This is a genomic window from Caulobacter sp. GW822-FHT07D08 (genome assembly GCF_058798735.1).
Map to the genome: position 1 here is coordinate 52,755 of NZ_JBXAKU010000011.1, position 24,941 is coordinate 77,695.

The 24,941-nt window shown below is 68.3% G+C and carries 27 protein-coding genes and 1 tRNA gene; 15 read left to right on the forward strand and 13 right to left on the reverse strand.

Annotated features, from left to right (window positions below; genetic code table 11):
* Positions 1–11: 11 nt before the first annotated feature.
* The 3 genes from AC1RJ9_RS19470 to AC1RJ9_RS19480 all read left to right on the forward strand — a co-directional run bounded on the left by AC1RJ9_RS19470 (position 12) and on the right by AC1RJ9_RS19480 (position 2,533).
* Entirely contained in the window at positions 12–1,100 is a 1,089-nt protein-coding gene (locus AC1RJ9_RS19470; protein ID WP_492839650.1) for a DUF2336 domain-containing protein, read from the forward strand.
* Positions 1,101–1,157: 57 nt separating this feature from the next.
* Positions 1,158–1,940, forward strand: coding sequence for an NAD kinase (locus tag AC1RJ9_RS19475; RefSeq protein ID WP_492839649.1), 783 nt, complete (start codon positions 1,158–1,160; stop codon positions 1,938–1,940).
* Positions 1,941–2,044: 104 nt separating this feature from the next.
* Positions 2,045–2,533, forward strand: a complete 489-nt coding sequence (locus tag AC1RJ9_RS19480; RefSeq protein ID WP_492839648.1) for an Hpt domain-containing protein — start codon at positions 2,045–2,047, stop codon at positions 2,531–2,533.
* Here AC1RJ9_RS19480 and AC1RJ9_RS19485 read toward each other — a convergent pair.
* From AC1RJ9_RS19485 to folD, 3 genes are read right to left on the reverse strand one after another with little or no spacing between them, the layout of a single operon-like run.
* The gene (locus AC1RJ9_RS19485) at positions 2,530–3,939 is read right to left on the reverse strand and encodes a D-arabinono-1,4-lactone oxidase (protein ID WP_492839647.1); all 1,410 of its coding nucleotides are present in this window, start codon (positions 3,937–3,939) and stop codon (positions 2,530–2,532) included. The two genes, AC1RJ9_RS19480 and AC1RJ9_RS19485, sit on opposite strands and share 4 nt — an antisense overlap.
* 15 nt (positions 3,940–3,954) lie before the next feature.
* Positions 3,955–4,314, reverse strand: a complete 360-nt coding sequence (locus AC1RJ9_RS19490) for a c-type cytochrome (RefSeq protein WP_492839646.1) — start codon at positions 4,312–4,314, stop codon at positions 3,955–3,957.
* Positions 4,314–5,207 (reverse strand): bifunctional methylenetetrahydrofolate dehydrogenase/methenyltetrahydrofolate cyclohydrolase FolD, encoded by an 894-nt coding sequence (gene folD, locus AC1RJ9_RS19495; protein WP_492839645.1) that lies wholly within the window; start codon positions 5,205–5,207, stop codon positions 4,314–4,316. Before folD ends, AC1RJ9_RS19490 begins: the two co-directional genes overlap by 1 nt.
* A 156-nt stretch (positions 5,208–5,363) precedes the next feature.
* Here folD and AC1RJ9_RS19500 point away from each other — a divergent pair.
* The 3 genes from AC1RJ9_RS19500 (at position 5,364) to arfB (ending at position 6,373) form a co-directional block, all read left to right on the forward strand.
* Positions 5,364–5,438, forward strand: a tRNA-Thr gene (locus AC1RJ9_RS19500).
* Positions 5,439–5,474: 36 nt separating this feature from the next.
* Positions 5,475–5,954 (forward strand): YaiI/YqxD family protein, encoded by a 480-nt coding sequence (locus AC1RJ9_RS19505; RefSeq protein ID WP_492839644.1) that lies wholly within the window; start codon positions 5,475–5,477, stop codon positions 5,952–5,954.
* Positions 5,951–6,373, forward strand: a complete 423-nt coding sequence (gene arfB, locus AC1RJ9_RS19510) for an alternative ribosome rescue aminoacyl-tRNA hydrolase ArfB (protein WP_492839643.1) — start codon at positions 5,951–5,953, stop codon at positions 6,371–6,373. The genes AC1RJ9_RS19505 and arfB overlap by 4 nt, the downstream gene beginning before the upstream one ends.
* On the opposite strand, the gene AC1RJ9_RS19515 is transcribed toward arfB, so the two are convergent.
* From AC1RJ9_RS19515 to AC1RJ9_RS19525, 3 genes are all read right to left on the reverse strand, one after another.
* Positions 6,370–6,897 carry a MarR family winged helix-turn-helix transcriptional regulator gene (locus tag AC1RJ9_RS19515; RefSeq protein WP_492839642.1) on the reverse strand — a complete coding sequence of 176 codons (528 nt, stop codon included), beginning with the start codon at positions 6,895–6,897 and terminating at the stop codon, positions 6,370–6,372. The two genes, arfB and AC1RJ9_RS19515, sit on opposite strands and share 4 nt — an antisense overlap.
* 135 nt (positions 6,898–7,032) lie before the next feature.
* On the reverse strand, positions 7,033–7,245 hold the full coding sequence (locus AC1RJ9_RS19520) for a hypothetical protein (RefSeq protein ID WP_492839641.1): 213 nt from the start codon (positions 7,243–7,245) through the stop codon (positions 7,033–7,035).
* A 66-nt stretch (positions 7,246–7,311) separates the two neighbouring features.
* Positions 7,312–7,809 (reverse strand): GcrA family cell cycle regulator, encoded by a 498-nt coding sequence (locus tag AC1RJ9_RS19525; protein ID WP_492839640.1) that lies wholly within the window; start codon positions 7,807–7,809, stop codon positions 7,312–7,314.
* 279 nt (positions 7,810–8,088) lie between these two features.
* Here AC1RJ9_RS19525 and AC1RJ9_RS19530 point away from each other — a divergent pair, with 279 nt between their 5' ends.
* From AC1RJ9_RS19530 to AC1RJ9_RS19540, 3 genes are read left to right on the forward strand one after another with little or no spacing between them, the layout of a single operon-like run.
* On the forward strand, positions 8,089–8,610 hold the full coding sequence (locus AC1RJ9_RS19530) for a c-type cytochrome (RefSeq protein WP_492839639.1): 522 nt from the start codon (positions 8,089–8,091) through the stop codon (positions 8,608–8,610).
* A gap of 32 nt (positions 8,611–8,642) precedes the next feature.
* Positions 8,643–8,996: a nuclear transport factor 2 family protein gene (locus tag AC1RJ9_RS19535; protein ID WP_492839638.1), complete on the forward strand. Its 354-nt coding sequence runs from the start codon at positions 8,643–8,645 to the stop codon at positions 8,994–8,996.
* A complete protein-coding gene (locus tag AC1RJ9_RS19540) occupies positions 8,993–9,382 on the forward strand; it encodes a nuclear transport factor 2 family protein (protein ID WP_492839637.1) in 390 nt (129 codons plus the stop codon). Before AC1RJ9_RS19535 ends, AC1RJ9_RS19540 begins: the two co-directional genes overlap by 4 nt.
* Here the strand turns inward: AC1RJ9_RS19540 and AC1RJ9_RS19545 are convergent.
* The 5 genes from AC1RJ9_RS19545 to AC1RJ9_RS19565 form a co-directional block, all read right to left on the reverse strand.
* Complete coding sequence (locus AC1RJ9_RS19545; protein WP_492839636.1) at positions 9,379–11,742, reverse strand: thiamine pyrophosphate-binding protein; 2,364 nt, start codon at positions 11,740–11,742, stop codon at positions 9,379–9,381. The genes AC1RJ9_RS19540 and AC1RJ9_RS19545 overlap by 4 nt on opposite strands.
* Before the next feature lie 14 nt (positions 11,743–11,756).
* Positions 11,757–14,894, reverse strand: coding sequence for an efflux RND transporter permease subunit (locus tag AC1RJ9_RS19550; protein WP_492839635.1), 3,138 nt, complete (start codon positions 14,892–14,894; stop codon positions 11,757–11,759).
* Entirely contained in the window at positions 14,894–16,000 is a 1,107-nt protein-coding gene (locus AC1RJ9_RS19555) for an efflux RND transporter periplasmic adaptor subunit (protein WP_492839634.1), read from the reverse strand. Before AC1RJ9_RS19555 ends, AC1RJ9_RS19550 begins: the two co-directional genes overlap by 1 nt.
* 115 nt (positions 16,001–16,115) lie before the next feature.
* The gene (locus tag AC1RJ9_RS19560) at positions 16,116–16,805 is read right to left on the reverse strand and encodes a hypothetical protein (protein WP_492839694.1); all 690 of its coding nucleotides are present in this window, start codon (positions 16,803–16,805) and stop codon (positions 16,116–16,118) included.
* 98 nt (positions 16,806–16,903) lie between these two features.
* Positions 16,904–17,680 (reverse strand): class II aldolase/adducin family protein, encoded by a 777-nt coding sequence (locus tag AC1RJ9_RS19565; protein ID WP_492839633.1) that lies wholly within the window; start codon positions 17,678–17,680, stop codon positions 16,904–16,906.
* 148 nt (positions 17,681–17,828) lie between these two features.
* On the opposite strand from AC1RJ9_RS19565, the gene AC1RJ9_RS19570 reads away from it, so the two are divergent.
* The 5 genes from AC1RJ9_RS19570 (at position 17,829) to AC1RJ9_RS19590 (ending at position 21,100) form a co-directional block, all read left to right on the forward strand.
* Positions 17,829–18,500: a DUF969 domain-containing protein gene (locus AC1RJ9_RS19570; RefSeq protein WP_492839632.1), complete on the forward strand. Its 672-nt coding sequence runs from the start codon at positions 17,829–17,831 to the stop codon at positions 18,498–18,500.
* Positions 18,497–19,453 carry a DUF979 domain-containing protein gene (locus AC1RJ9_RS19575; RefSeq protein ID WP_492839631.1) on the forward strand — a complete coding sequence of 319 codons (957 nt, stop codon included), beginning with the start codon at positions 18,497–18,499 and terminating at the stop codon, positions 19,451–19,453. Before AC1RJ9_RS19570 ends, AC1RJ9_RS19575 begins: the two co-directional genes overlap by 4 nt.
* Positions 19,450–20,448: a DUF2891 domain-containing protein gene (locus AC1RJ9_RS19580; RefSeq protein ID WP_492839630.1), complete on the forward strand. Its 999-nt coding sequence runs from the start codon at positions 19,450–19,452 to the stop codon at positions 20,446–20,448. The genes AC1RJ9_RS19575 and AC1RJ9_RS19580 overlap by 4 nt, the downstream gene beginning before the upstream one ends.
* Positions 20,449–20,607: 159 nt before the next feature.
* Entirely contained in the window at positions 20,608–20,802 is a 195-nt protein-coding gene (locus AC1RJ9_RS19585) for a hypothetical protein (RefSeq protein WP_492839629.1), read from the forward strand.
* Between the two features lie 181 nt (positions 20,803–20,983).
* Positions 20,984–21,100, forward strand: coding sequence for a hypothetical protein (locus AC1RJ9_RS19590; protein ID WP_492839628.1), 117 nt, complete (start codon positions 20,984–20,986; stop codon positions 21,098–21,100).
* 78 nt (positions 21,101–21,178) lie between these two features.
* Here the strand turns inward: AC1RJ9_RS19590 and smpB are convergent, their stop codons facing one another.
* Together smpB and dapA are read right to left on the reverse strand one after the other, a co-directional pair.
* Positions 21,179–21,637, reverse strand: coding sequence for an SsrA-binding protein SmpB (gene smpB, locus AC1RJ9_RS19595; protein ID WP_492839627.1), 459 nt, complete (start codon positions 21,635–21,637; stop codon positions 21,179–21,181).
* Positions 21,637–22,521, reverse strand: a complete 885-nt coding sequence (dapA, locus tag AC1RJ9_RS19600; RefSeq protein ID WP_492839626.1) for a 4-hydroxy-tetrahydrodipicolinate synthase — start codon at positions 22,519–22,521, stop codon at positions 21,637–21,639. Before dapA ends, smpB begins: the two co-directional genes overlap by 1 nt.
* Before the next feature lie 257 nt (positions 22,522–22,778).
* Here dapA and AC1RJ9_RS19605 point away from each other — a divergent pair, with 257 nt between their 5' ends.
* Positions 22,779–24,881, forward strand: coding sequence for a lytic transglycosylase domain-containing protein (locus tag AC1RJ9_RS19605; RefSeq protein WP_492839625.1), 2,103 nt, complete (start codon positions 22,779–22,781; stop codon positions 24,879–24,881).
* Positions 24,882–24,941 lie beyond the last annotated feature (60 nt).

The following is a 24,941-nucleotide window of genomic DNA, read 5'->3' on the forward strand; positions in this document are numbered from 1 at the left end:
TCGCATCGCTCATGAAGCTGGCTCGCAGTCGCGAGCCTGGCGATCGTGAACGTTTGCTCACCGGGATCATCGATCTCTGCGAGGCCGGTCAGGCCAGCGGCGAGCCGACCGACCCCGATATCCAGGCCCTGCTCAATTCCATCTTCATGACCCTGGTGGTCGAGGCCGAGCGCGACATCCGCCACCGGCTGTCCGAACGCCTGGCCGACGCCGACTGGGCCCCGTCGGCCCTGATCAACATCATGGCGCTGGACGAAATCGACATCGCCCGCCCGATCATCGCCCGCAGCCCGGTGCTGCAGGATCACGATCTGATCCGCCTGCTGGTTCAGGCGACGCTGGAACACCAGATCGAGATCGCCCGCCGTCCGCACCTGCAGGCGCAGGTGGTCGAAGCGATCATCAGCCGCGACGAACCGGCCGTGCTGACCGCCCTGGCCGCGAACGACACCGCCCAGATCTCACCCGACGCCATGAGCCGGCTGGTGAACCGCTCGCGCGAGGTCGTCGCCCTGCGTTCGCCCCTGGCCCGGCACCCGAAGCTTTCCGCCGATCTGGCCGAGCAACTCTATCTGCTGGTCGGCCGGGCCTTGCGCGAAGCCCTGATGACCCGGTTCCATCTGGATCCGACCAAGATGCAGGCCGCCGTCGACGAGGCCCTGCACGCGGCCCATCGCGGTGATTCCAACAGCGAGGAGGTCGGCCTCGTCGAGGTCGACGAGGATCGCGAGGAGATGGAGCGCTCGCTGATCGAGAAGCTCGATTCCGCCGGCCAGCTACGCCCCGGCTACTTGCTGCGCGTGCTGCGCGAGGGTCGGCTGCAGCTGTTCGTCATGGCCCTGGCCCGCCTGGGCAAGTTCGAGTCCGCCCAGATCCGCCGCGCCATCGACAGCGGCCGCCCCGAACTTCTGGCCCTCGCCTGCTCGGCCGTGGGCATCGACCGCAGCGTCTTCCCGACCATACTGGAGCACGTCCGCCAGCTGAACGGCGGCCGTCCGGGTGGCGGTGACGAGGGCGTGCGCCGCGCCGCCAGCGCCTTTGGCCCTTTCACGCCCGACATCGCCGGCATGGCCTTCCGCCAGGCCGTCGGTCAGGTCTGATCCTGGCGGCCCCATCGGTCGTTTGACAAGCTCGCGGGCTTCCCGCCACTTGGCCGCATGTACCAAGCGCAACCCTTCGTGACTCGCCTGTCCTTCAAGGCCAGCGACCGACCCGAAGCTCAGGAAGCGCGGGAACGGCTGATGGCCCGCTATGGCGATGTCGGCGACCAGAACGCCCAGGTCATCGTGGCGCTGGGCGGCGACGGCTTCATGCTGGAGACCCTGCACGAGGCGATCGCCAGCCAGACGCCGATCTACGGCATGAACCGCGGCTCGGTCGGCTTCCTGATGAACGAGTACAGCGAGGACGACCTGCTGGAGCGGATCAACGCCGCCGAGCGCGCGGTCATCCATCCGCTGGCCATGGTCGCCATCGATTCGCGCCGGACCCAGCACCGGGCCCTGGCGATCAACGAGGTCTCGCTGCTGCGCCAGACCCGCCAGACCGCCAAGCTGCGCATCTCGATCGACGGCAAGGTGCGGATGGGCGAACTGGTCTGCGACGGGGCCCTGCTGGCCACCCCGGCCGGCTCGACGGCCTACAATCTCTCGGCCCACGGCCCGATCATCCCGATCGACGGCCAGGTCCTGGCCCTGACGCCGATCAGCGCCTTCCGCCCCCGTCGCTGGCGCGGAGCCCTGCTGCCGCAGTCCTCGCGGGTCACCTTCGAGATCCTGGAAGCCGACAAGCGCCCCGTCAGCGCGGTGGCCGACAACTTCGAGGTTCGCGACGTGCTGGAGGTGCACATCTCCGAAGATCGCGGCACCTCGCTGTCGATGCTTTTCGACGCCGGTCGCAGCCTCGAGGAAAGAGTTCTGGCCGAGCAGTTCTCTGCTTAAGTCTGGGGCCTGAGACGTTGGGTCGCAGAAAGTGGCGTCTCATCTAATATTAACGCCTGCTATGTTACTGGATAGCCAACTATCCGCCGCTGGGGGAGGCGCCCGTGACGAATAAGACCGCTGAAGTGATCCAGGTGCCGAACATGCTCAAGCTCAAGGTGGGCGGTCGGGGCGGCATAGATATGGCCGCCATCGCCAAGGCCGAGGCCGCTCTGAAGAGCCTCTCCGGCAATTTCGCCCAATGGCTGAACGACGAAATCGTCAAGCTGGAGGCCGCCCGCCAGGGCGTCCGCGCCGAGGGCCTCAACGCCCAGACGGTCGAGACCCTCTATCTCCGCGCTCACGACCTGAAGGGCTTGGGCGCCACCTACGAATTCCCGCTGATCACCCGCCTGGCCGCGTCGCTCTGCAAGCTGATCGACGATCCGGACACCCGCCTGTCGGCGCCGATGTTCCTGGTCGACGCCCATATCGACGCGATCAAGGCCTGCGTGCGCGACGACATCAAGGTCGACACCCACCCGGTCGGCAAGGCCCTGGTCACCGAGCTGGAAGCCCGCGTCGCTGAATATCTCGGGACCGCCGCGGCCTAATAGCCGAGGCCGAACAGGCCCTTCAGATACGGATTGAGCATCCGGCCGTCCGGATCCAGCTCCCGCCTGACCGCCAGGAAGTCCTTCCAACGTGGATAGATCGCCTCCAGCTGGCCGCCGTTCAGCGTATGCAGCTTGCCCCAGTGCGGCCGGCCGTCGTAGCGGCGGAAGATGGGCTCGATCAATTCGTACAGGAACGTGAAGTCGTCGCGGTAGTAGGCGTGCACCGCCACCGAGCCGCGCGGACCGCCCTGGAACGGCGACAGCCAGGCGTCATCCGGCGCGATGCGGCGCGCCTCGATCGGGAAGAAGACGTCCGGGCGCTCCTTCTCGATGGTCCGCACGACCTCGGCCAGCGCCTTCAGCTGGTGCTCCACGGGAAGATGGAACTCCATCTCGTTGAAGCGCACCGGCCGTTCGGTCGACAGCAGCTTCCAGCCCTCGTCGACGGCGGTCTCGGGCTTGGCGGTCGACAGCAGCGCGTGGGCGGCCGCCTTGCGCAGCGGCGTGGCGAAGCCCAGCAGGTTGCGCAGCCCCCGCAGCGCCTGCAGGAACTCGGTGTCCTGGTCCGGACCGCGCGGCAGGGCCGGATCGTCGGTCTCGTCGTGGCTGATATTGGCCGCCAGCCCCGTGAACGGCACGGCGAAGAACTCGAAGTTGCGGTGCTGGGCCCAGCGTTCCTCGGCCTTGGCGAGCGCCTCCTCGAACGGCTCCAGCCAGACGCGGCGACGCAGGCGCCGGTTGGCGCTGGTCTGGATCCGCACCTGGGTGATGACGCCCAGCGCGCCCAGCGAGACGCGGGCGGCCTGGAACACCTCGGGGTTCTTGCTTGCGTCGGCGTCGATGACCTTGCCCGAGGGCGTGACCAGCCGCAGGCCCGTGACGCTGCCGTGCATGGCCTGGATCCTGGCGCCCGTGCCATGGGTGGCGGTGCCCAGCGCCCCGCCCAGCGACTGCTTGTTGATGTCGGGCAGGTTGGACAGCGCCCGGCCCTTCTCGGCCAGCATGGGCCCCAGGGCGCCCAGCCGCGTGCCGGTGCGGACGATGGCTTCGTCGCCTTCCCAGCCGATCACGCCCGACAGCGAATCCAGCGAGATCAGCGTGCCGTTGGTCGGGGCCAGGGCGGTGAACGAATGACCCGCGCCGACGGGCCGGATCGGAGCCTGGGCGACCTTCAGCGCGGCGGCCAGCTCGCCCTCGTCCTTGGGGGCTAGGCGAGCGGCGGGATAGGCGTGCTGCACGCCCGACCAGTTGCGCCACAGCAGCTTGCCCTGGGCGTCGACCGAGGGCGGCGACGGCGGCTCGGGCTTGTCCCCCGTGGCGACCTTGTAGGCGGCGACGCCGCCGCCGGCGACCACCGCCGCACCCGTCCCGCCCGCGATCAGGGCTCCGCGCCTGGAGATCATTTTCCCCCCGTCTTGTTATCTGGCCGAGTCTTCGCGCCCCGCCATGAACCGTATGAGGGCCTGGAAATCGGCCGGTGCGCAAGTCGCGCACTGACCGGTCGCCGGCATGGCGTTGTAGCCCTGGACGGCGTGGTCCAGCAGCGTCGCCTCGCCCTGCTTCCAGCGGACATCCCAGGCGGCGCGGTCGCGGACCAGCGGCGCGCCCGTGCCGGGGATGGCGTGGCAGGCGTGGCAGGAGGTCTCGTACAGGCCCGACAGACGCGCGTCGGCCGGGCGCAGGGCCAGGGCCTGCTCCGGCGTGGGCGGCGGCGGGGTCTTGGCCCCGCAAGCCGACAAGGTCAGACCCAGCGCGGCCAGCAGCGCCAGGCGGCGCATCAGGCGATACCCGACAGGCGTTTGGCCGCCGTCACGGTGTTGGCCAGCAGGCAGGCGATGGTCATGGGTCCCACCCCCCCGGGAACCGGCGTGATCGCACCGGCGACCTCGCGGACTTCGTCGAAGGCGACATCGCCGACAAGCCGGGTCTTGCCCGCCGCGGCGGCTTCCGGATCGCGGGCCGGATAGCGGGTGATGCCGACGTCGATGACCACCGCGCCCGGCTTGATCCAGTCGGCCTTGACCATCTCGGCCCGGCCGACGGCGGCGACCACGATATCGGCCTGGCGGACGATGCCCGGCAGGTCCTTCGACCGCGAGTGAGCGATGGTCACGGTGCAGTCGGCGGCCAGCAGCAGTTGGGCCATCGGCTTGCCCATCAGGTTCGAGCGGCCGATGACCACGGCGGTCTTGCCCGAGAGATCCCCGATCACGTCCTTCAGCAGCATCATGCAGCCGGTCGGCGTGCAGGGCGCCAGGGCCGGCAGGCCGCTGGCCAGACGGCCGGCGTTGGTCACGGTCAGGCCGTCGACGTCCTTGTCCGGCGACAGGGCCGCCACGACGTCCATCTGGCTGATGTGCGGCGGCACCGGGAACTGGACCAGCACGCCGTGGATCTTCGGGTCGGCGTTCAGCTTGGCCACCACGGCCAGCAGATCATCCTGGCTGACCTCGGCGGGCAGGCGCACGGTTTCGGAATGCATGCCCGCCGCCAGGGTCTGCTCGCCCTTGTTTCGGACATAGACCTGGCTGGCCGGGTCCTCGCCGACCAGCACCACGGCCAGGCCCGGGGTGATCCCGTGCCGGGCCTTCAGCTCGGCGACCTCCACGGCGATCTTCGCCCGCAGATCGGCCGCGAAGGCCTTGCCGTCGATGAGTTTCGCCTGCGCCATGTGCATCTCCCGCTTTGGCCCGTCCCTAGCGGCTGGAGCAAGGACGCGCAACGCTCGTCGGCCGCGCCTCGGAGCGAGGAATTCTCCCGCGCATTGACCACCTTGCCGTCCGCCCTCGCAAACGGCATAAGCCCTGACCTCGGGCCCCGGGCCCATGCCGGCGTAGCACAGCGGTAGTGCAGCGGTTTTGTAAACCGAAGGTCGGGAGTTCGATCCTCTCCGCCGGCACCAGTTTCCTCAGGTCCTCCTTTCTTCAGGCCCAGCGCGATGACCGCCATCCTCTTCATCGACGCCGACGCCTGCCCCGTGAAGGACGAGGCCTACAAGGTCGCCGCCCGCCACGGCTTCAAGACCTTCGTGGTGTCCAACAGCTGGATCCGCGTGCCGATGACGCCGGTGATCGAGCAGATCGTGGTCGACGCCGGTCCCGACGTCGCCGACGACTGGATCGCCGAGCGCTGCGGTCCGGGCGACGTGGTGGTGACCAACGATATCCCCCTGGCGGATCGCGTGCTGAAGGCCGGCGGCGCGGCGCTGGCCCCGAACGGCCGGGTGTTCAGCCCCGACATGATCGGCTCGGCCCTGGCCTCGCGCTCGATCGGCGAACACCTGCGCTCGATGGGCGAGGTCACCAAGGGTCCCGCCGCCTTCGCCAACGCCGACCGCTCGCGCTTCCTGCAGGCGCTGGACCAGCTGGTGGTCAAGGCCAAGCGCGCCCCTTTACCGAAAAATGGCCCGCCCCGATGATCGAGATCACGCCCTGGCTGCGGATCGACGAGGACGAGCTGGTCTGGAAGGCCACCCGCGCCTCCGGCCCCGGCGGCCAGCACGTCAACAAGACCTCGACGGCGATCGAGCTGCGGTTCGACGTCAGGAACTCCCCGGCCCTGCCCGAGGACGTCAAGGCGCGGCTGGAGACCCTGGCCGGCAGCCGCCTGACCCAGGACGGGGTGCTGATCCTGTTCTCGCAGGGCTCGCGCTCGCAGGAAATGAATCGCCAGGACGCCCAGGAGCGCCTCGTCGACCTGATCCGCCGCGCGACCGAGAAGCCCAAGCCCCGCAAGGCGACCAAGCCGACCTATTCCAGCAAGCTCAAGCGGCTGGAAGGCAAGACCAAGCGCGGGACGGTGAAGTCCGGGCGCGGGCGGGTGAAATTCGACGACTAAGCCGTCTCCGGCGGGGCCGGGGTGCTGAACGCGATCACGTCCTGCTTCCAGTCCGGCTCGACGATCAGGCCGGACAGCATCTTCTGCAGGTAGCGGGTCATGGCCGCCTGCTCTTCCGTGGTCAGGTTGGCGCAGATGTCGCGGTTGAGCGGACGGATCTCGGCGCGGATCGTCTCCAGCAGGCCGCGACCGGTTTCCGTCAGGCAGATGACCACCACTCGGCGGTCGGCGGACGAAGCCTTACGCTCCACCAGGCCGTCGGTGATCAGGTTGTCGATCGAGCGCGTCAGGGTCGTACGGTCGGTGGCCGCCAGCTTGGCCAGGCGGGTCATCGACAGGTCGCCGAACCGCCGCAGCGAGATCATCGCCACCCACTTGGCGAAGGTCAGCCCGTGCCGAGCCAGGAGATCGGCCGCCACCGCCCGGCGATGCTGTTCGGTCTGATAGAGAAGATAGCTCAGATAGCTCGGCAGCGGCAGCGCATGGTCCTGGACCACATCGGCGCGCTCATCCCCCTCGTACATCGTCGTTTTCCGCCCCACAAACGGCGCTCTGTGTCTCACAAGGTTAACGGCCACGCAATCCGCGGGCCCATGGGGCAAACGAAAAACCCCGCGAATGGCTTCGCGGGGTCATCTCTTTCAATTTAGACGGGAATTTCACGCCGCAGTGGCGCGATTCCGGTTCAGCCCGCGCGTCAACCAATCGTCGGGATAGGTCTCGCGCACGGTGATCGACTTGAACTGGGTGACCGGGATGCTGGCGTGGTCGCCGGGGTTGAGATCGCGCGACACCGAGTGGCCGGCGAACTCCTCGATGATGGTGATCACTTGGCTGCTGCCGGCGGCGTTCTCGATGAGGACCATGTTCATGGGGGTTCTGCTCGGTGAGCTCGAGGGAGAAAGGAAAGTCGGCGGAAAGGAAGGACGTGGCCGGCCTTAGATCTGGCTTGGTCGCACGCGTTCCTTGAGGCCCTTCAGGGCCCAGGCCTCGACGGCCCGGCTACTGCCCAGGCGGCGGAAGGCGCCAGCGGCGTGCTGTTCGCAGTATGAGCCGCGGGCAGTCTGCTTCGGACGGCCGCAGAAGCCGAAGTCGTCGCCTTCCGGATTGCCGATCGGCCAGCGGCACGAGTGGGTCCCAAGCTCCAGGATTCCCGAGGTCGGCAGCAGGTCTTCCTCGGTGCGCTCGAAGCGCGGAGCGACGTGGGGCGCGGCCGTGGTCTCGCGGGTCGGGCGGCGGACCACGATCCGCGACGGCGACCGGACGGTCGTCCGCTGACGGACGGGGGTTTCACGGACGGTGATGCCCAGGCGATGCACCTTGCCGATCACCGCGCTGCGGCTGACGCCACCCAATTGGCGGGCCACCTGGCTCGCGCTGAGCCCCTCGAGCCAGAGCTTCTTCAGCGTCGCGGTGCGTTCTTCGCTCCAGTCCATGATCTTGTTCCCAGCCCAGCCCGGAGCCAGCCCGCTCCGTGAGGAAATTGGTAGATTTTATGGTTAACGCACGTCAAACGTTTATGTGCAGACCCACGGTTTGCGATTTCACTTTTTTCGAAAAGAATCACGTAGATACCGGCAATTGTCGCAGGGGCCCGCTCAAGCTGGTCTTAAGGAACATTGTTCCGTGACAGAGCGACGGCCCTGAATTTATAAGGGTTTGGAATGCGTCGCACCGTCGCAGAACCTGCGGCGAAACGTCAGTCGGGGATCATCATGCGTACCGTGAAACTTGCCGCCATCGCGGCGCTCTGCATCGCCGCTTCGGCCTGTTCGAGGGACGGCGGCAGTTCCGCCGAGGCGCCGGCGTCGGCGCCGGCGGATGCTCCCGCCGCCGCGCCGCCCGCCGCCGCCCCGCCGACCGACGCAGCCAAGGCCGCGGCCCTGGCCGCCCTTCCCGCGCCCTACAACACCGGCGACCTGTCCAACGGCCAGAGCAAGTTCGCCTTCTGCCGCTCGTGCCACACCGCCACCGAAGGCGGCCCGGACCTGACCGGCCCCAACCTCTACGGCGTGTTCGGCCGCAAGGCCGGCTCCAAGCCCGGCTACACCTATTCGGACGCGGTCAAGAACGCCGGCTTCGTCTGGGACGCCGAGCACCTGGACAAGTGGCTGACCGACCCGCGCGGCTTCATGCCGGGCACCAAGATGACCTTCGCGGGCCTGCACGATCCCAAGGATCGCATCGACCTGATCGCCTATCTGAAGGTCGAGACGGGCTACAAGCCCGCGCCGTAGCGATGCGCCCGGCCCCTCCAGAGTTAGAGGCGTTGATCCAGCGCCTCTACGACGCCAACGGAAAGCGCGACTTCGAGGCGTTCCGCGCTCTGGTCTCGCCCCAGCTGGAGTGGCCGGACGTAACGCGCGGCGGCTGGCTGACCAGCCCTGAGCAGGTGCGCGACTACTGGGCCTATAACGACGCCGCGCTCCGGGTGGAGATCACCCCGGTCGAGGTCCAAGTCACCGACGACGGCCGCATCATGGTCGACGCCAACCAGGTGATCTGGAATCGCACCGGCCAGCTGTGGTCGGACCTCTGCGTGCGGCATTGTTACACGCTTCGCGACGGCCTGATCCGGCGCATGGATATCGTTCCCAGGGGGGACACGGATCCAGGCCCATGACGCCGGACGAAAATCGCATCGCCAAGCCGCACGCGCTTGAAGCGGTGCTGCACGAGGCCTTCGAGGCTTTCAACGCACGCGACCTGTCGCGCCTGCGTCCGTTGTTCCACGACGAGATCGTCTGGCCCGACACCCTGGACAACAATGAGAAGCCGCTCATCGGCAAAGAAGCCGTCATCGGCCACTTCGCCCGCATGTTCGCGACCATCCTGGCGAACGTCCAGCTGATCCGGATCCTCGACGAAACGCCGGACAGCCTGGCGGTCGAGGCCCAGTACTCGGTGGAAAGTCCCGATGGGCGCATCTGGACCGACACGCGCGCGGCCCTGACCTATCACTTCAAGGACGGGCTGCTGAGCGGCATGACAATCGTGGGCGGGTTCTAGGTCAGCAGGTCGGCGCAGGCGTCGAGGATGGCCTCGGCGTCCAGGCGATACTTGCCGTAGAGATCCGGCAGGTCGCCCGACTGGCCGAAGGTTTCCAGGCCCAGGGCCCGCACGCGCTGCCCGCGCACCGAGCCCAGCCAGGACAAGGCCAGCGGCGCGCCGTCGGTCAGGGTGACGAGGCCGGCTTCGCGATCCAGCGGGCTCAGCAGGGTCTCGATGGTCGAGGTCCGACGCCCCTCCCCCGTCCAGCGGGCCCGGCCCGAGGCGGTCCAGTCGCGATGCAGCACGTCGGCCGAGGTGACGGCCAGCAGGCCGGCCTCGGGCATGTCCTCGGCCAGCGCCTCGAACGCCGCCAGGGCCTCGGGGGCCAGGGCGCCGCTGTAGACCAGGGCCAGCCGGGCTCCGGGCGCGGGAGGCTTCAGCCAGTAGGCTCCGTCGACCACGCCCTGGCGCCAGGCGTCGTCGGTCCGTTCGGGCTGGGCGATGGCGCGGGTCGACAGACGCAGATAGGTCGACGCGCCGTCCTTGGCCTGGATACGCTCGAAGGCGTGAGCCATCAGCACCGCCGTCTCGTCGGCGAAGGCCGGCTCGTAGGTGTCGAGGCCCGGCTGGGCCATGCCGATGACCGGGGCGTTGATCGACTGGTGCGCGCCGCCCTCCGGCGCCAGCGTCAGGCCCGACGGCGTGGCGACCAGCAGGAACCGGGCGTCCTGGTAGCAGGCGTAGTTCAGGGCATCGAGGCCGCGGGCGATGAAGGGGTCATAGAGGGTCCCGACCGGGAACAGCCGCTCGCCGAACAGCGCGCCGGTCAGGCCCAGGGCCGCCAGGGCGATGAACAGGTTGTTTTCGGCGATGCCCAGCTCGACGTGCTGGCCGGTCTCGCCCTTGGACCAGACCTGCGCCGAAGGAATGCGGCGACGCTTGAAGACGTCCTCGTGAGCCCGGCGCTGGAACACCCCGCGTCGGTTCACGAAGCCGCCGAGATTGGTCGAGACCGTGACGTCCGGCGAGGTGGTGACGACGTGGCCGGCGAACTCGTCCTTGCGGGCGGCGATCTCGAACATCACCTTGCCGAAGGCGGCCTGGGTCGACTGCTCGCCATCGTTCTTGCCACCGGTCACGGCCGACAGCAGTTCGTCGGCGGTCGGGGTCGGGATGGTCGGGGCGACGTGGTTGCGCTCGACGTCGGCGGCGAAAGGCGCGCGGGCCACCAGGCCCTTCAGCGCCGTGCGCTCGGCGGCCGACAGGCCCGACAGCGCGTCCCACTCCTCGCCCTCGACGACGCCCAGGCGCGCGCGCAGTTCGGCGATCTGAGCCGGGGTCATCAGGCCGGCGTGGTTGTCCTTGTGGCCCTGGAACGGCAGCCGCAGGCCCTTGACGGTGTAGGCGATGAAGAAGCGTGGACGGTCGTCCTGACCCGCCTTCTCGAAGGCCTCCAGCAGCGTTTCCAGGCAGTGCCCGCCCAGTTCGGTCATCAACTCGGCGAGATCGACGTCCTTGTATCCGGCGATCAGGGCCAAGGCCTCGGGGCTGCTGGCGAGGTCCGCGTTCAGGCGTTCGCGCCAGGCCGCCCCGCCCTGGTAGCTCAGGGCCGCGAACAGGTCGTTGGGCGCGGTCTCGATCCAGTCATGCAGCTTGTCGCCGCCCGGCTTGGCGAAGGCCTCGCGCTGGCGCCTCGACCACTTCAGCGTCTCGACCGTCCAGCCCGCGGCCTCGAAGATCTCGCCATAGCGCGTGAACATCCGGTCCTGGGTGGTCGCGTCCAGGCTCTGGCGGTTGTAGTCGACGATCCACCAGGTGTTGCGGATGTCGTGCTTGCAGGCCTCGATCAGGGCCTCGTAGATGTTGCCCTCATCCAGCTCGGCGTCGCCCAGCAGCGAGATCATCCGGCCCATCTTCTCCGGCTTCACCGAACCGCGCGCGGCCAGGTAGTCCTGGGCCAGCGAGGCGAAGGCGGTCATGGCCACGCCCAGGCCCACCGAGCCGGTCGAGAAGTCGACGTCGTCCACGTCCTTGGTGCGCGAGGGATACGACTGGGCCCCGCCCAGCGCTCGAAAGCGCTGCAGGTTCTCAAGGCTCTGGCGGCCGAACAGGTGCTGGATGGCGTGGAAGATCGGGCTGGCGTGCGGCTTGACCGCCACGCGATCCTGCGGCCGCAGCGCCTTCATGTAGAGGGCGGTCATGATCGTGGCGCACGAGGCGCTGGACGCCTGGTGGCCGCCGACCTTCAGGCCGTCGCGGCTTTCGCGGATGTGGTTGGCGTTGTGGATGGTCCACGCCGCCAACCAGAGAATGCGTTCCTCGAGGCGGCGCAGCAGAGCGATTTCCTGCCGCTTCGCCGTCAGAGAACCGTCAGCCATGCTTCCTCACCCGTCTATGCCGGTGAGGTTTGCCCCTCGCCGCTCTTTTCCCGAGCTTCATACTCTTCGATCTGCCGGGCCGTCCACTCCGGCGACTTCGTGAAGCGCGCCAGGAGGTCGTAGAACACCGGAACGATGAACAGCGTCAGCAGGGTCGCGAAGATCGAGCCGGTGAAGATCACCGAACCGATGGTCTTGCGGCTTCCCGCGCCGGCGCCGGCCCACAGCATCAGCGGCAGCGCGCCCATGGCCGCCGAGATCGAGGTCATGATGATCGGACGCAGGCGCAGGGCCGCCGCCTCGATCACCGCCTCGCGCACGGTCAGGCCCTCGTCGCGCAGTTGGTTGGCGAACTCGACGATCAGGATGCCGTTCTTGGTGGCGATGCCGATCAGGATGATCAGGCCGATCTGGCTGTAGGTGTTGATGGTCGAGCCCATGACCAGCAGGCCGAACAGGCCGCCCAGCGCCGCCAGCGGCACGGTCAGCATGATCACCGCCGGGTGGATCCAGCTTTCGAACTGCGCCGCCAGCACCAGGAACACCAGCAGCAGAGCCAGGCCGAAGGCGACGGCGATGCCGCCCGAGCCTTCCAGATAGTCCTTGGCCTGGCCGCCCCACTTGATGCTGATCCCGGGCGTCGGGCGCTGATCGGCTTCTTCCTTGAGGAAGCGCACGGCGTCCTCGACGGTGTAGCCGGGGTTCAGTTGCGTGGTCAGGGTGACGGAGCGCAGGCGATCGACGCGCGGACGGTCCGGGGTGTCGCCGCGCAGCTGCGTGGTCACCACGGTCGACAGCGGCACCAGGGCGCCGGAACTGGTGCGCACCTGCAGCTGGTTCAGGTCCGCGACGCTGCGGCGCTGGTCCAGGTTGGTCTGCAGGATGACGTCGTATTCCTGGCCGTTCTTGATGTAGGTCGTGGCCTTGCGCGAGCCGAACATGGTCTCCAGCGCCCGGCCGATCGACTGGGCCGAGACGCCCAGGGTGGCGGCCTTGTCCTGGTCGATCTGCACCGACAGGCGCGGCGAGGTCGGCTCGTAGTCGAGGCGCGGACGCGCGAAGCCCGGATTGCCCTGAGCGTCGGCCAGGATCGGCTTCAGCCACTCGGCCAGCTGGACGTAGTCGTTGCCCACGGCGATCAGGTCGACATTGGTGCCGCCGCCCCCGCCGCCGCCGCGCTGGAACGGCCCGCGCACGCTGGCGATGGCCCGCACGCTGGTGATCTTCGAGAGGTCCTTGTTCAGCTCGGCGGCCACCTGGTCGGCGGTCTTCTTGCGCTCGCCCCACGGCTTCATCACGACGACGCTGTTGCCGCTGTTGAACGAGGTGCCGCCGAAACGCGGGATGGTCAGCAGGATGCGCTCGGCGACGCCTTCCTGGCGGTAGCGGTCGACGATCTTCTCGACCTGCAAGGCGATGCCCAAGGTGTAGTCGTAGCCGGCGCCTTCCGGCCCGCTGACGGCCACGTCGACCCGGCCGCGGTCCTCGGGCGGCACCAGTTCCTTGGGCAGGCTGACGAACAGCAGGACCGCGAAGGCCGCCAGGACGACGACCATCACGCCGGCGATCGCCGCCGACCAGCCGCCGAGGATGCTTTCCAACGAGGCGCGGTACGAGTTCTTCAGGGCGTCCATGGCCCGGTCGACGCGCTTGGCCAGCCAGCCTTCGCCATGCGCGGGACGCAGCAGCTTGGACGCCATCATCGGCGACAGCGTCAGGGCCAGCAGGGCCGAGAAGGCGACGGCGGCGGCGATGGTCACGGCCAGCTCGACGAACAGGCGGCCGATATAGCCGGGCAGGAACATCAGCGGCGCGAACACCGAGATCAGCACGATGGTCGTGGCCACGACGGCGAAGAACACCTGGCGGGTGCCGCGCTCGGCCGCGACCAGGGCGGGTTCGCCCTCGTCCACGCGGCGCTGGATGTTCTCGACCACGACGATGGCGTCATCGACGACCAGACCGACGGCCAGCACCAGGGCCAGCAGGGTCAGCAGGTTCAGCGAGAAGCCCAGCGGGGCCAGGACGATAAAGGTGGACAGGATGCAGATCGGCGCGACGATCGAGGGAATCATCGCCGACCGCCAGCTGCCCAGGAAGATCAGGTTGACCAGCACGACCAGGCTGATCGACAGGCCCATGGTGATCCACACCTCGTGGATGGCCTCGGCGGTGAACACCGAGTTGTCCACGGCCACGACCATCTTGGTGCCGGGCGGCAGGCTCTCGTTGATGGTGGCCACTTCCTTGCGGACGGCCTGGGAGATGGCGACGTCGTTGGCCTGCGACTGGCGGGTCAGGCCGATGCCGACCTGGTCAACGCCGTTGCCCCGGAACAGGCGTCGGCGCTCGTTCGCGCCTTCCTCGATGCGGGCCACGTCGCCCAGGCGCAGCACGAAGCCGGAGGCGTCGGCCGGGCGCAGGGGCAGGCGGGCGAAGTCCTCGGGCTTGGCGTAGCTGCGGGCCACGCGGATCGTGAAGTCCTTCGACGCGCTTTCCAGCGAGCCGGCCGGCAGTTCGAGGTTCTGGCTGTTCAGGGCGTTCTCGACGTCGTCGACCGACACGCCGCGAGCGGCCATCTGGTTGGCGTCCAGCCAGATCCGCATGGCGTAGATCTTGGCCCCGAACAGGTTGGCCTGGGCCACGCCGTCGATGGTCGACATCCGCTCGACCAGGTAGCGGTCGGCGTAGTCGGCCAGCTGCAGCGGATCCAGCGTGGTCGAGGTCAGGTTCAGGATGATGATCGGCGAGGCGTCGGCGTTGGCCTTGGCGATCTGCGGCGGGTCGGCCTGGTCGGGCAGGTTGGCCGTCACCCGGCTGACGGCGTCGCGCACGTCGTTGGCGGCCGCGTCCAGGTCGCGGTCGAGATTGAACGTGATGGTGATCTGCGAGCGACCGTCGCGGCTGCTCGAGTTCACGCGGTCGATGCCCTGGATGCCAGCCACCTGGCGCTCGATCACCTGGGTGATGCGCTCCTCGATGACTTCGGCCGAGGCGCCGCGATAGGTGGTCGAGACCGACACCACGGGCGGATCGACGCTGGGCAGCTCGCGGATCGGCAGCGAGGTATAGGCCGCCAGGCCGATAACGCAGAGGATGATCGCCGCGACGGCGGCGAAGACGGGACGACGGACGGAAAGGTCGGACAGCATCAGCCGGCCTTGCCTTCGGTCTTCTTGCCGTCGCCCTTGCCGCCGCCGATCGGAGCGCCATCCTGGATGCGGTTGAGGCCATCGGCGACGATCTTGTCGCCCGTCTTCAGACCGGCGCGGATCTCGACGAATCCGCCTTCGGTAATGCCGGTGTCGACATCGGTGCGGCGGGCGATCAGACCCTTCGGTCCCGTGGCGATGCGGTAGACCGAGGCCTGGGTCCCTTCGAACTGCACGGCCGCTTCCGGCACGGCGACGCCGTCGCGCACGCCCTGGTCGATGGACACCTTGACCAACATGCCCGGCTTCAGGCGGCCGCCGGCGTTCGGAAACTCGGCGCGGGCCTTGATGGCGCGGGTAGCGGGATCGATGCGGGTGTCGATCTGGGCGATCTTGCCCTGGAAGGTCTCGCCCGGCAGGGCGTCGGGACGCGCGGCGATCGGCAGGCCGATGCGGATGGTCTGCAGATAGCGATCCGGCACCGAGAAATCGACGCGGATGACCGAGGCGTCGTCCAGGCTGACGATCGGCGTACCGGCGGCGATCAGCATGCCAGGGGCGACGTCCGAGATGCCCACGCGACCCGAGAACGGCGCGCGCAGCACGCGGTCCAGCTTCTGGGCCTGGGCCGTGCCGACCGAAGCCCTGGCGACGTCGAGCGCCGACAGGTACTGCTCGGCCGTGGCGCGGGGAGCGATGCCCTTGTCGGCCAGGGTCTTCCAGCGGGTATAGTCACGCTCGGCCTGGGCCAGACGCGCCCTGGCTTCCGAGATGCCAGCGTCTTCCTGGTCGGCCTTCAGCTCGACCAGCACCTGGCCCTTGCGCACCGTCTCGCCGTCCGAGAAATGCACGGCGGTGATCAACTCAGGCGTGTTCGAGGTGATCGTCACCGACTGCCGGCCCTTGGCCACGCCCAGCACCTCGATACGATCGGTGAACGGACGCTCGCCGACAACCATCTGCGAGACGCTGATCGCCCGACCGCCGGCGCCGCCGGCGCCGCCGCCCGCGTCCTTATTGCCGAAGGCCAGCTTCAGCCCCCCGACGACCAGCATCAGGACGACGGCGGCCAGGGCCACCACGAGGAAGAAGTGCCTACGGATCAAGAAACGGCTCCAGCACGCCGGGAGGAGTCGGCGGGAATTCGGCGAAGATATGACCGCAGCCTAAAGCGGCGTCCAGTGACAGCCGGATGACCGACTGTTGCAATCCTGAAACAAGCTAAAGCTTCCGCCACACGGCAAGCGTGAAGCCGCGATCCCGGGTGGTCTCTCGTCCCAGGGGCGTATCGCGCCAACCGGCCTGCACGCTCCAGTCCCCGAACGCGCGGACGACGGACAGCTCGCTCTTTACCCAACGTGAGCGGACCGGATTGCGATCGGCCTGACCGGCATAGGTCTGGGCCAGGATCAGCCAGTTTTTCGCGGGCCTGACGCCTAGCGTGGCGTCGATGCGCGTTTCGTCGGCAAGGCCCTGGCGCCGCAGCCGCGCGGCCTCCAGGTCGACGAACACTTCCCTGCCCTTCCACAAGGCCGAGCGGCCGTACAGCAGCCGCGCTTCCAGATCCAGACTCCCCTGCCCCGGCGCGGCGTAGCCGGCGTTGCGGCCCGCCCCCGCTTCCCCCGCGCCCAGATAGACGGCCAGGGACGAGCGGTCGTCGCGATAGGTCGCCCAGCGCAGGCCCAGCTCGATCGGTCCGCGTCCGGAGTAGTCCACCCACTGGTCATGGCCGCGCGTGACGCCGGCCTTGGCCTGCAAGGTCAGCCGTGGCGTCAGGCCGTGCTCGATGAACACCGACAGGCTCTCGTCGCGGCGTGGGTCGATGTCGACGAGAACGGCGTCCGGACCGTAGCCCTGCTTGGCGTCGGACCGCTCGTACTTGGCGATCACCTGGGTGCGGCCGGGCGCCATCGGCCACGCCCCCGCTTGCGCGGCGCCGGTCGTCAGGCACGAAAAAGCCGCCGCGATGGCCAGGACCGCGGCGGCTCTCATCAATACGGAATAGGCGCCTAGTCCGCGTAGCCGGGCAGCTCGCGGTCCAGTTTTCGCAGACAACCCGGCCAGGCCAGGCCGCCGATCATGCCCATGCCCATGCCGGTCTGCTTGCGGACCTCCGCCTGGGCCGCGTCGGGCGCCAAGAGGACGTTGTCGCGACCAATCGACAGAGCCATTACCTGCTGCGCGCACGCCCGCTCCAGGAAGAACATCCCCAACCAGCACTCGGCCGCCGAGCTCCCCACCGACAGCGTGCCGTGGTTGCGCAGCATCATCAGCCTCTTGGTCTCGCCCAGGTCGGCCACCAGCCGTTCCCGCTCGTCCAAGTTGAGAGCAATGCCTTCATAGTCGTGATAGGCGAGCTGAGGCAAGACGATTAGCGCGTGCTGGCTCAGCGGCAGCAGGCCTTCGGCGTGCGCCGACACCGCCACGCCCTGGTCGCTGTGCAGGTGCATGACGAACTGGGCGTCCTCACGCGCGGCGTGGATGGCCGAGTGGATCGTGAAGCCCGCCGGATTGATGAAGTACGGCGTCTTGTCGACGACGTTGCCGTCCAAATCCACCTTCACGAGGCACGAGGCGGTCATCTCGCCGAAGAACATGCCATACGGATTGATCAGGAAGTGATGCTCGGGACCCGGTACGCGCGCCGAGATGTGGGTGAAGATCATGTCGTCCCAGCCGTGCAGGGCCACGAGACGATAGAGGGCCGCCAGATCGACGCGCGCTTGCCATTCCGCGTCGCTGACCTTGCCCTTCAGGGATGAAATCGGCAGAGCACCGTCGGCCATGATGGGCCTCCCATATAGGTTATCATTGTTGAGTTAGAGCGTCGCGCCGAGTCGGATGGCCGTCAAGAGCCGCGATTCAAACCCTCTTCGCTTGCCAATCGCGCTCCGGCGTCGGACCGTCCGCGCGAACACGGGGGAATCGAGACGGATGCTGACGCTGCTGGGCGTGGCGGTGATCGTGCTGGGCTTCGCCCTGCGCTTCAATCCGCTGATGGTCGTCGTCGCCGCCGCCCTGACCTCGGGACTGGCGGCCGGTCTGCCGCCGCTGGAGGTCCTGGCCGCCTTCGGCAAGGCCTTCAATACCAACCGCTATGTCACGGTCGCCTGGCTGGTGCTGCCGGCCATCGGCCTGCTGGAGCGGGCCGGCCTGCAGGAAAAGGCCCGCGCCACCATCCGTTCGATCCGCGCCGCCAGCGCCGGGCGGATCCTGCTGGTCTACCTGATCCTGCGCCAGCTGAGCGCGGCCCTTGGCCTGGTGTCGATCGCCGGCCAGGCCCAGACCGTCCGTCCCCTGGTCGCCCCGATGGCGGAGGCCGCGTCCGAGCCGCTCTCCGACCGGCGGCGCGAGGACGTGAAAGCCATGAGCGCGGCCACCGACAATGTCGGCCTGTTCTTCGGCGAGGACATCTTCCTGGCCATCGGCTCGATCCTGCTGATCGTCGGCTTCCTGGATCAGAGCGGCATCACGGTCGAGCCGCTGCACCTGTCAATGTGGGCCATCCCGTCGGCCATCGCCGCCTTCTTCGTCCACGGCGCGCGGCTTCTGCTGTTCGACCGCGCCCTGTCCAAAGAACGTTCCGAGCCGGAGGCCGAGCAATGATCGGCTTGCCGCTCGTCTATCTGCTGGCCGGCCTGATGTTCGGCGCCTTCGCCGTGTTCAGCGCCCTCGACCGCGAGAACCGCAAGCGCTTCGGCAACGCCGCCTTCTGGGGCCTGTTCGCGCTGAGCTTCCTGTTCGGCGACCACTTTGGCGACCTGGGCAACGGCTTCCTGGCGCTGGCCCTGGCCCTAATCGCCGGGACCGGCCAACTGGGCGTCGGTGCCCCCAAGACCACCTCGCCCGCCGAACGCGAGACCCTGGCGGCGACCTATGGCGCGCGCCTGTTCATCCCCGCCGTGGTCATCCCGGTGCTGGTGCTGGTCGGGACCCTGGCGTTCAAGCGCCTGACGCTGCACGGCGCGCCGCTGGTCGACCCCAAGCAGGCGACGCTGGTCTCGCTGACCCTGGCCGCCCTGGTCGCGGCGATCCTGGCCCAGGTGATGTTCCGCCAGCCGGCTTCAGCCCCCCTGCAGGAAGGCCGGCGGTTGATGGACCTGGTCGGCTGGGCCGCTCTGCTGCCTCAGATGCTGGCGGCCCTGGGCGCGGTCTTCGCGCTCGCCGGCGTCGGCAAGACCATCGGCGAACTTGCGGTGATGATCACCCCGGTCGACAGCCGCTTCGCCGCCGTCGCCGCCTACTGCCTGGGCATGGCCGTGTTCACGGTGATGATGGGCAACGCCTTCGCCGCCTTCCCCGTAATGACCGGCGGCATCGCCCTGCCCCTGGTCATCGGCCGTTTCGGCGGCGATCCGGCCGTGGTCTGCGCCATCGGCATGCTGTCGGGCTTCTGCGGCACGCTGCTCACCCCGCTGGCCGCCAATTTCAACCTTGTGCCGGCCGCGCTGCTGCAGTTGAAGGACCGCTACGCCGTGATCCGCGCCCAGGCGCCGACCGCGGTCCTGATGCTGGTCGTCAATGTGGTCCTGATGAACGCCCTGGCCTTTCACAAATGAGCCTCGCCCGCTCCACCGCCTCGCGCTTCGCCAAGATCGCCCTGGGCCACCTGACTCGCGAGTACCCGAACAAGCTTGACCACGTGATGGCCGACGCGGGCGACGTCCGCTCGCCGCGAGACCTGCACCCGATCTTCTACGGCAGCTTCGACTGGCATTCGTGCGTGCACGGCTACTGGCTGCTGGCGACGTTGCTGCGCCTGCGCCCGGAGATACCCGAGGCCGAGACGATCGTCGCCCTGTTCGACGACGCCTTCACGCCCGAGAAGGTCGGCGCCGAGACCGCCTATCTGGCCCGCCCCGAAAGCCGAGGTTTCGAACGCCCCTATGGCTGGGCCTGGAGCCTGATGCTGCAGGCCGAACTGCTGCGTCACAAGGATCGCCCCTGGGCCGCCACGCACGCGCCATTGGCCGCCGCCTTCCGCCAGCGGTTCGAGAGCTTCCTGCCGATCGCCGACTATCCGGTGCGCACCGGCACGCACTTCAACACCGCCTTCGCGCTCGTTCTGGCGACCGAATACGCGGTGATGACCGATGACCAGGGCTTCTTCGACCTGCTGCAGAACCGCGCGCTGCTCTGGTACGGCCAGGACGCCGCCTGCCAGGGCTGGGAGCCGTCCGGCGACGACTTCCTCTCGCCCGCCCTGATCGAGGCCGAGGCCATGCGCCGCCTGCTGCCGCGCGAGAGTTTCGACACCTGGTTCCCGCGCTTCCTGCCCTACCTGGCCGACAAGCAGCCCGTCACGCTGTTCTCGCCGGCCCGGGTCAGCGACCGCAGCGACGGCAAGATCGCCCACCTGGACGGCCTGAACCTGTCGCGCGCCTGGTGCTGGCGCCTGCTCGCCGCGGCCATGCCCGAAGAGGATCCCGCCAAGCCCCTGGCCATCAACGCCGCCCTCAATCACCTGGCGGCGGCCATCCCGCACATCGCCGGCGACTATATGGGCGAGCACTGGCTGGCGACCTTCGCCCTGCTGGCGCTGGAGAACGGCTAGCTCCGGCGAGGCGACCACACAACCGAGGCGATTATCTCACTTGCACGAATGTCCGCATACGGTTTACAATCCTTGACAATGCAAGGGACTGGGTTCGCGGTAAGGATGTTCGCGCACCCGTGTTCAGGGGCGCGATTCTAGTCCGAGGAGCTCGTCGTCATGCCCGACGCCGCGCAGTGCCCGCGTATAGAAATCGCCCACGTCTCCGAAGGTTGGGTCGTTACGGAAGACGGCCGCCTCGCCGGCCATTTCGACAGCGTCGAAACCGCGTACAAGCAGGCTCTCGCCATCTGCGGCGCCCTGTTCGAACGCGGCGTGCGATCACGGGTCTACCAACTACCGGCGGCGGCCTGAGCGCGCGCTGTCGATATCCGGTCAGGAACACGGCCACCTCGGCGATGGCCTGAACGATCGGCCGGTGCTCGGGCCAGCGAGCTTTATGATCCTGGACAATGTTCCCACCCGGTAAAGGGCTACCCCTTTTACCGGGAACTGATTTGTCGCGCCTTGGGAGGCGCCGCCTGCGGAGCCACCAATGGTCCAGACGACACGCAACCAGCTGCGGACAGAGGTCCGGACCTTCCTGATCATCAGCGTGGGGGCCTTCGCCGTGGGCCTCGCCATCGGCTTCGCCGTGATGGGCCTGCCCTAAATGGCTCTAAATCATATGCTTGGAGCGCACCCGAGCGGGTTACCGCGCACACTTAGCCCTGGCGCGCTCTAGACGCGATCAGTCGCCCCGGTCGCCCTTCATCAGGCGGGCCTTGTCGCGCGCCCAGTCGCGCGCCGCTTCAGTCTCGCGCTTGTCGTGATTCTTCTTGCCCTTCGCCAGGCCGATCTCGAGCTTGGCCAGGCCCTTGTCGTTCCAATAGAGCTTCAGCGGGATCAACGTCCGGCCATCGCGCTGCACGGCGCCGATCAGCTTGTCGATCTGCTTGCGGTGCAGCAGCAGCTTCCGGTGCCGGCGCGGCTCATGGTTGAAGCGGTTGGCGTGGCCGTAGGGCGGGATGTCGGCGTTGATCAGCTTGATCTCGCGCCCTTCGACCGAGGCGTAGGACTCGGCGATGTTGGCCCGGCCGACGCGCAGCGACTTGACCTCGGTGCCGGTCAGCATGATGCCGGCCTCGAAGGTCTCTTCGATGAAGTAGTCGTACCGGGCGCGCCGGTTCTCCGCGATCGGCTTGGTCATTACCGCAGACCGGCCTCGCGCATGGCCTCCAGGATCGTCGGACGCACGGCCTCGGCGCAGGCGACGATCGGCAGGCGAACGTCCTCGGCGCAGAGACCCAGCTGGGCCAGGGCGAACTTGGTCGGGGCCGGCGAGGAATCCAGGAACAGCGCCTTGTGCAGGCGCACCAGGCGGTCCTGCCAGTAGAGGCCGGTTTCCCACTGGCCCTGCATGCAGGCGTTCATGAAGGCGGCGCAGGCTTCCGGCGCGACGTTGGCGGTGACCGAGATCACGCCGTGGCCGCCATGGGCCATGTAGCCCAGGGCCGAGGGGTCGTCGCCGGTCAGCAGCACCCAGTCGGGACCGCACAACAGGCGCTGCATGCTGATGCGGGTCAGGTCGCCGGTGGCGTCCTTGACGCCGATGATGTTGGGCAGCTTGGCCAGGCGCGCCAGGGTCTCGTTGGAGATGTCGACGCCGGTGCGACCGGGCACGTTGTAGACGAACACCGGCAGCTCAACGGCGTCGTTGATCGCCTTGTAGTGCTGATACATGCCCTCCTGGCTGGGGCGATTGTAGTACGGCGTCACCACCAGGGCCGCGTCGGCGCCGACGGCCTTGGCGTGGCGGGCCAGCTCGATGGCCTCGTCGGTCGAGTTGCTGCCCGCGCCGGCGATCACCGGCACGCGGCCGGCGGCGGTCTTCACGCACAGCTCGACGACGCGCTTGTGCTCGTCATGCGACAGGGTCGAGGTCTCGCCCGTGGTGCCGACCGGCACCAGGCCGTGCACGCCGCCGGCGATCTGGCGCTCGACCAGCGATACGAACGCTTTTTCGTCCACCTCACCGTCGCGGAACGGCGTGACGAGGGCCGGAATGACGCCCTTGAAGTGAGACTGGACCATGACTTGCAAATTGCCGTGAGGATGGCGCCGCGTGTGTTGCGGCAGGACAATGGGGGCGGACAATATGTCCGTGCCCCGTCGTCCCGCAATGGCGCGCCATGAGGTTCGTGGGGGCAGGTGCGGATTTGAGGGGCGAAGCCTGCGCGGTCAAGCCCTTGGAACCGGACTTTAAACCCTATTGAGGCCTGAATCGTCGCATAGGGGCAGGCGGAGTATTCGAGTACAAGGCTCTTCGGGGCCGGTTGATGGAGAGCGTCTTGGCTTCAGTGGTGCGTCGGATTCTGCTCGGAGGAGCTTGCATCGTGGCCGTGGTCGGGGCGGCGGACGCCCAGACGACGTCGGGCTATGCGACCTCGTACTCGAGCCAGCCCGGCCTGATCACCACCCCGCCGACCGCCGTCCCCGGCGCGCTGTCCGACACCGATAGCGCCAACCTGCAAAGCGCCCTGGCCGCCGCCAAGCGCGGCGACGTCTCGGGCGCGCGCATGGCCATGGACAGCCTCCAGGACCCGATCGCCAAGAAGATCGCCCAGTGGCAGCTGATCGACAGCAACGCCGAGGCGATGAGCTTCTTCGAGCTGGACGCCGCCCGCCGCGACCTGGCCGGCTGGCCGCGCGGCGCGCGGCGCGACGCCGCCGCCGAGAAGGCCCTGTCGACCTCTGGCCTGGATCCGGCTCGTATCATCGCCTGGTTCGGCGGCGCCCAGCCGGCGACGGCCGAGGGCGCCATGGCGCTGGCCTCGGCCTATCAGGCGACCGGCAAGAGCCAGGACGCCGCCAACCTGATCCGCCGCACCTTCCGCGACAAGGTGTTCGAGGCCGACGCCCAGCGCAGCATGATCGCCCGCTTCGGCGCCATGTTGACGCCCGACGACTACAACCGCCGCGCCGACATCCTGCTGTACGGCCAGCAGGGTCCGGCCGCCCGCGACCTGGTCGCCATGCTGTCGGACACGGGGCAGTCCACCGCCCGCGTGCGGATGGCCTATCGCCAGAACGCGGCCAACGCCAATACCCTCTACAACAACCTGACGCCCGACCTGCAGACCTCGCCCGGCGTGGTGTTCGAGCGCGCGGCCTATCTGCGCCGCGCAGGCATGGACAGCCTGGCCTTGCCGATGGTGGTCAACTTCCCGGCCCCGCCGACCGAGGAAGCCTCGACCGCCATCTGGAAAGAACGCAAGCAGCTGATCGTCGCGGCCCTGAGGTCTGGCAACAGCGCCGGCGCCTACGCGGCCGCCGACAACACTCAGGCCCTGGCCCCGGCCGACATCGCCGAGAGCGAGTTCTACGCCGGCTGGATCGCCCTGACCCGCCTGAAGAATCCGGACGCCGCCGCCGCCCACTTCGCCCAGATCGCCGCCGTCGGCGCCTCGCCGATCACGCGCGGGCGTGCCCTCTACTGGCAGGGCCGCGCCGCCGCGGCGCAGGGCGACCCGATCGCCGCCCAGGCCTTCTACGCCGAGGGGGCGCGCTACATCACCACCTTCTACGGCCAACTGGCCGCCGAGAAGGCGGGGCTGAAGGAGCTGCGCCTGGAACGCGACCCGGTCATCACCCAGGCCGACCGCGCCCGCTTCTACGGCCGCGAGCAGATCCGCGCCGCCCGGATTCTGGCCGACATCGGCGCGCGCGATCAGTTCCGCAGCCTGGTGCTCTACATCGACGACACCCTGCCCAATGCCGAGGAAAGCGCTCTGCTGGTCGACTTCGCCCGCGGCTATGGCGATCAGGACCTGGCCATGCGCGCCGTGCGCACGGCCGCCCAGCGCGGCTTCATCCTGCCCGAGCGCGGCTATCCGCTGCTGGACCACCACTTCACGCCGGGTCCGGGCGCGGCCGAGACGGCGTTCGTCTATTCGATCTCGCGCCAGGAAAGCAATTTCGACCCGTCGGCCCGCTCCGGCGTCGGCGCGCGCGGCATGATGCAGCTGATGCCGGCCACCGCCTCGATCGTCGCGCGCAAGCTGGGCGAGACCCATTCGATCGAGCGACTGGGCGATGCGCCCTACAACATGCGTCTGGGCTCGGTGTATCTGGGCGACATGGTCCGCAACTTCAGCGGCTCGTACATCATGGCCGCCGCCGCGTATAACGCCGGACCCGGCCGTCCGGCCCAGTGGGCGAGTCTGTGCGGCGATCCGCGTGGCGCGACCACCGATCCTCTCGACTTCATCGAGTGCATCCCCTTCTCCGAGACCCGCAACTACGTGATGCGGACCCTGGAGACGACCATGGTCTACCGCGCCCGGCTGAATGGGGGCGTCAGCCCGCTGACCCTGTCGTCGGACCTGAAGCGCGGCGGTTATGTCTACTCGCCGTCGGTGGCTTCGGCGGATACGGCGGTCACGCAGCCCTAGAGCCTGTCCGTTTCTGATGGAACCATCAGAAACGGATAAACAGGCTCTATCTCAAACACT